This is a genomic window from Streptantibioticus silvisoli (assembly GCF_027947535.2).
Lineage (GTDB): Bacteria > Actinomycetota > Actinomycetes > Streptomycetales > Streptomycetaceae > Streptantibioticus_C > Streptantibioticus_C silvisoli.
Genome location: NZ_JAAGKO020000115.1, coordinates 1 through 6,464 on the forward strand (window position 1 = coordinate 1; position 6,464 = coordinate 6,464).

Annotated in this window: 3 protein-coding genes; 1 reads left to right on the top strand and 2 read right to left on the bottom strand. The window is 73.3% G+C overall.

Annotation, left to right across the window (positions count from 1 at the left end):
* Positions 1-271: 271 nt before the first annotated feature.
* The gene (locus POF43_RS34145) at positions 272-3,355 is read right to left on the bottom strand and encodes an AfsR/SARP family transcriptional regulator (protein WP_282704956.1); all 3,084 of its coding nucleotides are present in this window, start codon (positions 3,353-3,355) and stop codon (positions 272-274) included.
* Positions 3,356-3,754: 399 nt separating this feature from the next.
* Here POF43_RS34145 and POF43_RS34150 point away from each other — a divergent pair, with 399 nt between their 5' ends.
* On the top strand, positions 3,755-4,444 hold the full coding sequence (locus POF43_RS34150; RefSeq protein ID WP_271317289.1) for an AMP-binding protein: 690 nt from the start codon (positions 3,755-3,757) through the stop codon (positions 4,442-4,444).
* 347 nt (positions 4,445-4,791) lie between these two features.
* Here the strand turns inward: POF43_RS34150 and POF43_RS34155 are convergent, their stop codons facing one another.
* The gene (locus POF43_RS34155; protein WP_308217283.1) at positions 4,792-6,012 is read right to left on the bottom strand and encodes a L,D-transpeptidase; all 1,221 of its coding nucleotides are present in this window, start codon (positions 6,010-6,012) and stop codon (positions 4,792-4,794) included.
* Positions 6,013-6,464: the final 452 nt, after the last annotated feature.

A 6,464-nucleotide genomic window follows, 5' to 3' on the forward strand; every position in this document is an offset into this window, starting at 1 on the left:
CCTTCGCCGACCTTCGCCGACCTTCGCCGACCTTCGCCGACCTTCGCCGACCTTCGCCGACCTTCGCCGACCTTCGCCGACCTTCGCCGACCTTCGCCGACCTTCGCCGACCTTCGCCGACCTTCGCTGCCAGCCCCGGCCCGCACCCCCGGCCCCGGTCCCGGTCCGCACCCCCGGCCCCGGTCCGCACCGCCGGCCCCGGTCCGCACCGGCACCCCGGTAGGCATCCGGCGTCAGTCCGCGGCAACCGCCGAGGGCACCCGCCCCGACGTCACCCCGCCGCAACCGCCGGAGGCAACTCCTCCGGAGCCAAGCCCGCCCCCGCCCCCGCAGCCGCCCCCGACCCCGGGGAACGCCCCTCCGGGGAACGCCCCTCCGGTGAACGCCCCTCCGGGGAACGCCCCTCCGGGGAACGCCCCTCCGGGGAACGCCCCTCCGGGGCCGCGCCCGCGAGCAGTTCGCGTACCTGGCGGGCCGGTTCGCTGTCGGGGTCGGACAGCAGGCTGAGCGCGTTGTGCCAGCAGGCGCGGGCCCGGTCGGCCTGGCCGATGCGGTGCAGTGCGGTGCCGAGGGTGACCAGGACCTCCGGCTTCTGCCACTGAACGTCGCCGTCGCCGACGACGGCCAGCGACTGTTCGGCGAGGGAGGCGGCCTGCCGCAGCCGGCCGGAGGCGAGTTGGGTCTGGGCCATCCGGCGGAGCGTCGCGCCCTCCCACACCGTCTGCCGCGACTCGCGGAAGATCGCCAGCGCCTCGGTGAACCGGGCCAGCGCGCCGTCCTGGTCACCGCCGGCGGCCATGGTGAAGCCGAGTTGGTAGAGGCCGGAACCCAGGCGGAAGCCGGAGTTGAGCTTGCGCAGGACGGTGACCGACTCCTGGGCGTTGGCCAGCGCCGAGGTCAGCTGGCCGAGTTCGACGTAGGTGATGGCCAGGTTGCCGAGGGCGGCGGCCACCCCGTGCTGGTTGCCGTCGGCACGGAACGCGGCCAGCCCGGCGCGGTAGCAGCCCGCCGCGTCGGCGTAACGGCCCTGGTCCTTGGCGATCATGCCGCGCAGGTTGGGCGCGTAACTGGAGGTCAGCGGGTCGCTCGCGCTCTCGCCGAGCAGTTGCGAGCGGCGGGCCTCGGTGTCGGCGTCGGCGTGCCGGTCGGTGGCCCAGCTGAGCATCCGGCTCAGCAGGACCCGGCCGCGCCCCTCCACCAGCGGGTTCGCGGTGCGTACCGCCGCGGCGACGACCGCGCGGGTGCAGCGTTCGTAGGGGCCCACGTGGCCGCCGGCCTCCAGCAGGTCCTGGCTGGCCCACAGCAGGTCGACCGCGTGCCGCAGTCCGGCGGTCCCCGAGGCGGAGCCCGCCTGCCGGGCGACCTCGGCCAGCAGTCCGGGGGCTTCGGCGTGCAGCCAGTCCAGGCTCTCGTGGCGGGAGGCGAACTCCAGCCCCGGGCGGCCGGCGGCCAGCAGGTGGTCCAGCACCCGGTCGCCGGGGTTCTCCAGCGCGTAGACGGCGGTGGCGGTGGCCAGGTAGAAGTCCATCAGCCGGATCAGCGCCGCCTGCCGGTCCGCGGCGGTCTCGTCGCGTTCGGCGCAGTCACGCGCGTAGAGCCGCAGCAGGTCGTGGAAGCGGTAGCGGGCCGGGGCGCTGGACTCCAGCAGGCTTATGTCGACCAGCGACTCGATGAGTTCCTCGGCCTGGTAGGGGTCGAGGTCGAGGACCGCGGCGGCGGCGTGCAGCGACAGGTCACGGCTGTGCGGCAGCGCCAACAGCCGGAAGGCGCGGGCCTGTTCGGGGCTCAGCTGGCCGTAGCCGAGTTCGAACGTGGCCTTCACGGCCAGGTCGCCGGCCTTCAACTCGTCCAGCCGGTGCCGTTCGTCGGCCAGTTTGCGGGCCAGCACCGACACCGTCCAGCCGCGCCGGTTGGCCAGCCGGGACGCCGCGATCCGGATCGCCAGCGGCAGGTAACCGCAGGCGGCGACGACCTCCAGCGCCATCTGCCGTTCCGCCAGCACGCGTTCGTCGCCGACGATGCGGGTGAACAGCTCCAGCGCCTCCAGCGGCGTCAGCACGTCCACGTCCAGCAGCCGGGCGCCGGCCAGGCCGACCATCCGCACCCGCGAGGTGATCAGCGCGGCGCTGCCCTGGGTGCCCGGCAGCAGCGGCCGCACCTGGGCCGCGTCGCGGGCGTTGTCCAGCAGCGTCAGCACACGGCGGCCGTCCAGCACCGACCGGTACAGCGCGGCGCGGTCCGCGAGACCGTCCGGGATCGCGCCGGCCGGCACGCCCAGCGCCCGCAGGAACGAGGCGAGGACCGTCTCCGGTTCGGCGGCCTGGCTGTTCTGGCCTTGTAGGTCGACGTACAACTGGCCGTCGGGGAACGCGTCCTTGACGGCGTGCGCCACGTGCACCGCCAGCGTGGTCTTGCCCACCCCGCCGATGCCGGCCACCGCGGACAGCGCCATCACGCCGGACTCGGCGGTGAGCAGTTCGCCGACGAGTTCGGTGACGAACGCCGAGCGGCCGGTGAAGTCCGGCACGCTGGCGGGCAGTTGGGCGGGCCGGACGATGGCGGCGTGCCCGCGCGGGTCGTCGGGCAGGGCCGGCGGGGCGAGTTCGGGGTCGGCGCACAGGATGCGCTGGTGCAGTTCGGCCAACTCCGCGCAGGGATCGACGCCGAGTTCGTCGGCGAGCAGCCGGCGCGTGTCGGCGTAGACGCCGAGCGCCTCCGCCTGCCGTCCGCCGCGGTACAGCGCGAGCATCAGCAACGCCCGCAGCCGCTCGCGCAGCGGGTGTTCGGCGGTCAGCGCGGTCAACTCCGAGACGGCCTCGGCGTGTTCGCCCAGCTCCAGATCGAGTTCCAGCCGGCTCTCCAGCAGCCGCAGCCGCAACTCCGCCAGCCGGGCGCGCTGGTTGTCCGCATACGGCCCCGGCAGCCCGGCCAGCGGCTCGCCCGACCACAACTCCAGTGCCGAAGACAGCAGTTCGCGGGCCCCGGCCGGGTCGCCCGCCGCCCGGGCGCGGTCGGCGGCCGCCGTGTGCCGTTCCGCCACGCAGACGTCCAGCCCGTCCGGCGTGGTGCGCAGCGCGTAGCCGCCGGAGACCGAGGTGAGGGTGTCGGCGCCCAGGGTCTTGCGCAGCCGGAAGGCGTAGGTGCGCAACGCGGCCAGCGCGCTGTCCGGCGGCTGTTCGCCCCACAGCGCGCCGATCAGCTCGTCGGCGGTGGCGGACCGGCCCCCGCGCAGCAACAGGGCGGCGAGCAGAGCGCGTTGCTGCGGCGAGCCGGGGGTGACTGGTTTGCCGGCCCGCCAGACGCGTACCGGGCCGAGCAGCGCGAAGCGCAGGTCCGGGTCCGGTTCCGCATCCATCACAGGCTCCATTTCCGCCGCGGCCTCGATCGCCCCTGCCCGCCGCGGTGCGGGCGCCGGCTCGGTCCGTATATCGATCGTTCATCGCGTGGCAGGAGCATCTTCTCCGGTGAAGGCCCGCCTTCGTCGGCGGTCAGTCTGCCTTGTACAACCCCGGGCGGTCACGCCCCGGTCGGTGGTTGTGGACGAATCCGCACCAAGTCATCGGAATGCGATGTTCCGTCTGTGTTGCCCGTGAGGGAGAGGAGTGTCGGACCTGTCATGTGCTCATGGTGTTCACGGCACGGTGAAGCGTCGTCGTCGGTCCCAAGCGCCGGGGGAACGGCCTGCGTCGGGACGGCCGTTGCCATGACGCCGGGTCGCACGCTCCGATCGTACGCGGACCGGACGCCGCACGCGGTGCCGTACGACGTGCTGCCGGGCGCGCCGCTCGCGTCGACCGCCGGACTGTCCTACGCCGAACTCGACCGCCGCGCACGGGCGGTGGCCGGCCGGCTGGGCGCCCTGCTGCCGCCGGGCAGCCCGGTGCTGCTGGTCTACCGGCAGGGCGCGGACTTCGCCGGCGCGTTCTTCGGCTGCCTGTACGCCGGCATGATCGCGGTGCCGTTCCCGCTGGGGGAGCCGGGCGGCGGCGCGGTGAGCCGGGAGGGACTGGCGGTCGCGATCCGGCGGGTCGGCCCGGCCGCGGTGCTGACCGCCGGCGACGGCTGGTCGGCGCTGCCGGTGGACCACGGCCAGGTCTCGGTGCTGGAGGCCGACGGGGTTCGGGTCGGCGGCCTGCCGGTGCTCCAACTCGCCGACCGCTGGCGCCCGGTGGGGGTGCTCTCCGGCGTCGGCGCCTACCGCCAGTACGTGCCCGGCCGCCCCGGCGACGACCAGGGCGGCCGGCTGGAGCCCGTCTTCAGCCACGCCGACCTCGCGCACGTGCTGGGCGAACTGCACGACGCCTGCCGGTTGGGCGCCGCCGAGGACGAACTCGGCTGGATCGCCTCGGTGCAGGGACTGGAGGACGCGGTCTGGCGACTGCTGCTGCCGGTGCACGAGGGCCGCGCCGTCTGGGAGACCGGCCCGCTCGGCCCGCAGCCGTAATCGGCCCACAGCCGTAATCGGCCCACAGCCGTAATCGGGGAAGCCGGTGACAGCGGCCCGTGGCCGAGGACCGCGGGGGAGCGGCGCGGCCGGTGGCCGGTGGCCGGTGATCATTGGCCGGTGACGGGGGAGAACGACACAGCCGGTGACCGGCCGCCAAGGGGGCGGCCGGTCACCGGCTGTTGGTCGTACGTCGGACGATCGGATCAGCTGACCGGTCGTACGGATCAGATCGGTCGGACCAATCCGATCGTCAGACCGGCCGGACCGATCAGACGATCAGGCAACGGTCAGGCAGCGGTCAGACGGTCAGGCAACGGTCAGGCAGCGGTCAGACGGTCAGACGATCAGGCGGTCCACTGGGACCAGCTGAGGTTGTAGTCCGCGTAACCATTGTCGGGCGCGGCGTCCTGCGGTTCACCCTTGACGGTGACCGGGTCGCCCTCCTTGACGAAGGAGTAGAACCAGTGCGCGTTCGACTTCGACAGGTGGATGCAGCCGTGCGAGTCGTTGTCCTCGCCGGGCTGGACGTCACCCGAGGAGTAGTGCACATAGGTGCCCGAGTCGGTCAGGTGGACGTCCCAGGGCAGTTCCATGTCGTAGAAGTTCGGGCTGCTCGGGTCGCAGGCGATGCCGACGCTGCACGAGGTCATCCGCACCTCGGTCTGCTTGTCGATGACCGCCATCGTGCCGCCCCAGGTGGAGAACCCGGCCTTGCCCGCGTCGGCCGGCAGCGCCCGGACCAGCTTGCCGTCCTTGTAGACGTTCAGCCGGTGGTCGGCGACGTCGGCGACCGCCTCGACGTCGGTGCCGATGGTGAACGCGTGCTGGTAGTCCCGCACGCCGTACCGGCCGTAGCCGTCGTTGACGCCGTTGAGGTCGGCGTCCACGGTGACGTGCGTGCCGGACGTCCAGAACTTCTGCGGACGCCAGTCGGCCCGGCGGTCGCCGAACCAGTGCCAGGCGCCGGCCACCACCGGGCTGGTGGTCACCTTCAACTGCTTTTCCACCGTGGCGCGCGCCGAGGCGGCGACCGGGTGGGAGAAGACCACCGAGACCGGCATGGCCACGCCGACGACCGCGCCCTTGGCCGGGGTGATCGAGTCGAGCAGCATGCTCTTGGACTCGGCCGGCGACTCCACGGTGAAGCTGGTCTGCTGCGTGTTCGGCTTGGCACCGGTGTGGCCGGACGCGGTCGCGGTCGCCCGCAGCGTGTAGTTCTGGCCCACGCCGAACGGCGACGACGGCGTCCACACGCCGGTCGAGGCGGCCAGGCTGCCCGCGATGGGGTCACCCTTGGAGTCGGCGACCGTCACCGAGGCGAGCGCGCCGTGCGTGACCGAGATCTTGACCGGCTTGTCCGGAACCACGTCACCGGAGGGGTTCTTCGTCAGGGTGACGCTGATCTTCGCCGGGTTCTTCGGCGCCGCCGCCTTGTCCGACGTGTCGGTGCCCGACCCGGAACAGGCGCTCACCCCGAGGGCCAGCACCGACAGCCACGCTCCGGCGACCGCCGCCCGCCTGCCGCGGCTCTTCGCCCCGACCGGTCCTCCACCTGTCCGTATCAACGCATGCTCCTCGATCACACCGCGTTCCGTTCGACAACAGCGGGGACGTCCGGCACATCCCATGCGGTTCCGGGCAGGCCGGCCCCGCCGTGGCGTGCCCGCGAAACCCTGCCGGATCAACGGTACTCGGCTTGGCTGTGACGGTGTTTCGCCCAATAATCGGATACGTGTGCATCCCCTGCTCCTGACGCGGGGTCACACCCCGCCGACCAGGCCCGCCCCGGGACGACCCGGTCGGCGCGCACTGCCGCAGGGCCGCCCGACATCACCCTCGAAGGCGACGGCGGCGGTCACAGAAGCGTACGACGAGATCACCCCCGGTACGAACCGTCGCCGCGCCGACCGCCACCCGCACGGGCGCATTCACGCCACCCGGACGTCACTTCCGGCCAGCCGGCGTTCGACACGGACCCCGCCACAGCCGCCGGCCCCGGACCCGCCGCCCCCGCCTC

Excerpts from the sequence above, each read along its gene's own strand:
- POF43_RS34145 (WP_282704956.1), bottom strand. The coding sequence starts at position 3,355 with ATGGATGCGGAACCGGACCCGGACCTGCGCTTCGCGCTGCTCGGCCCG.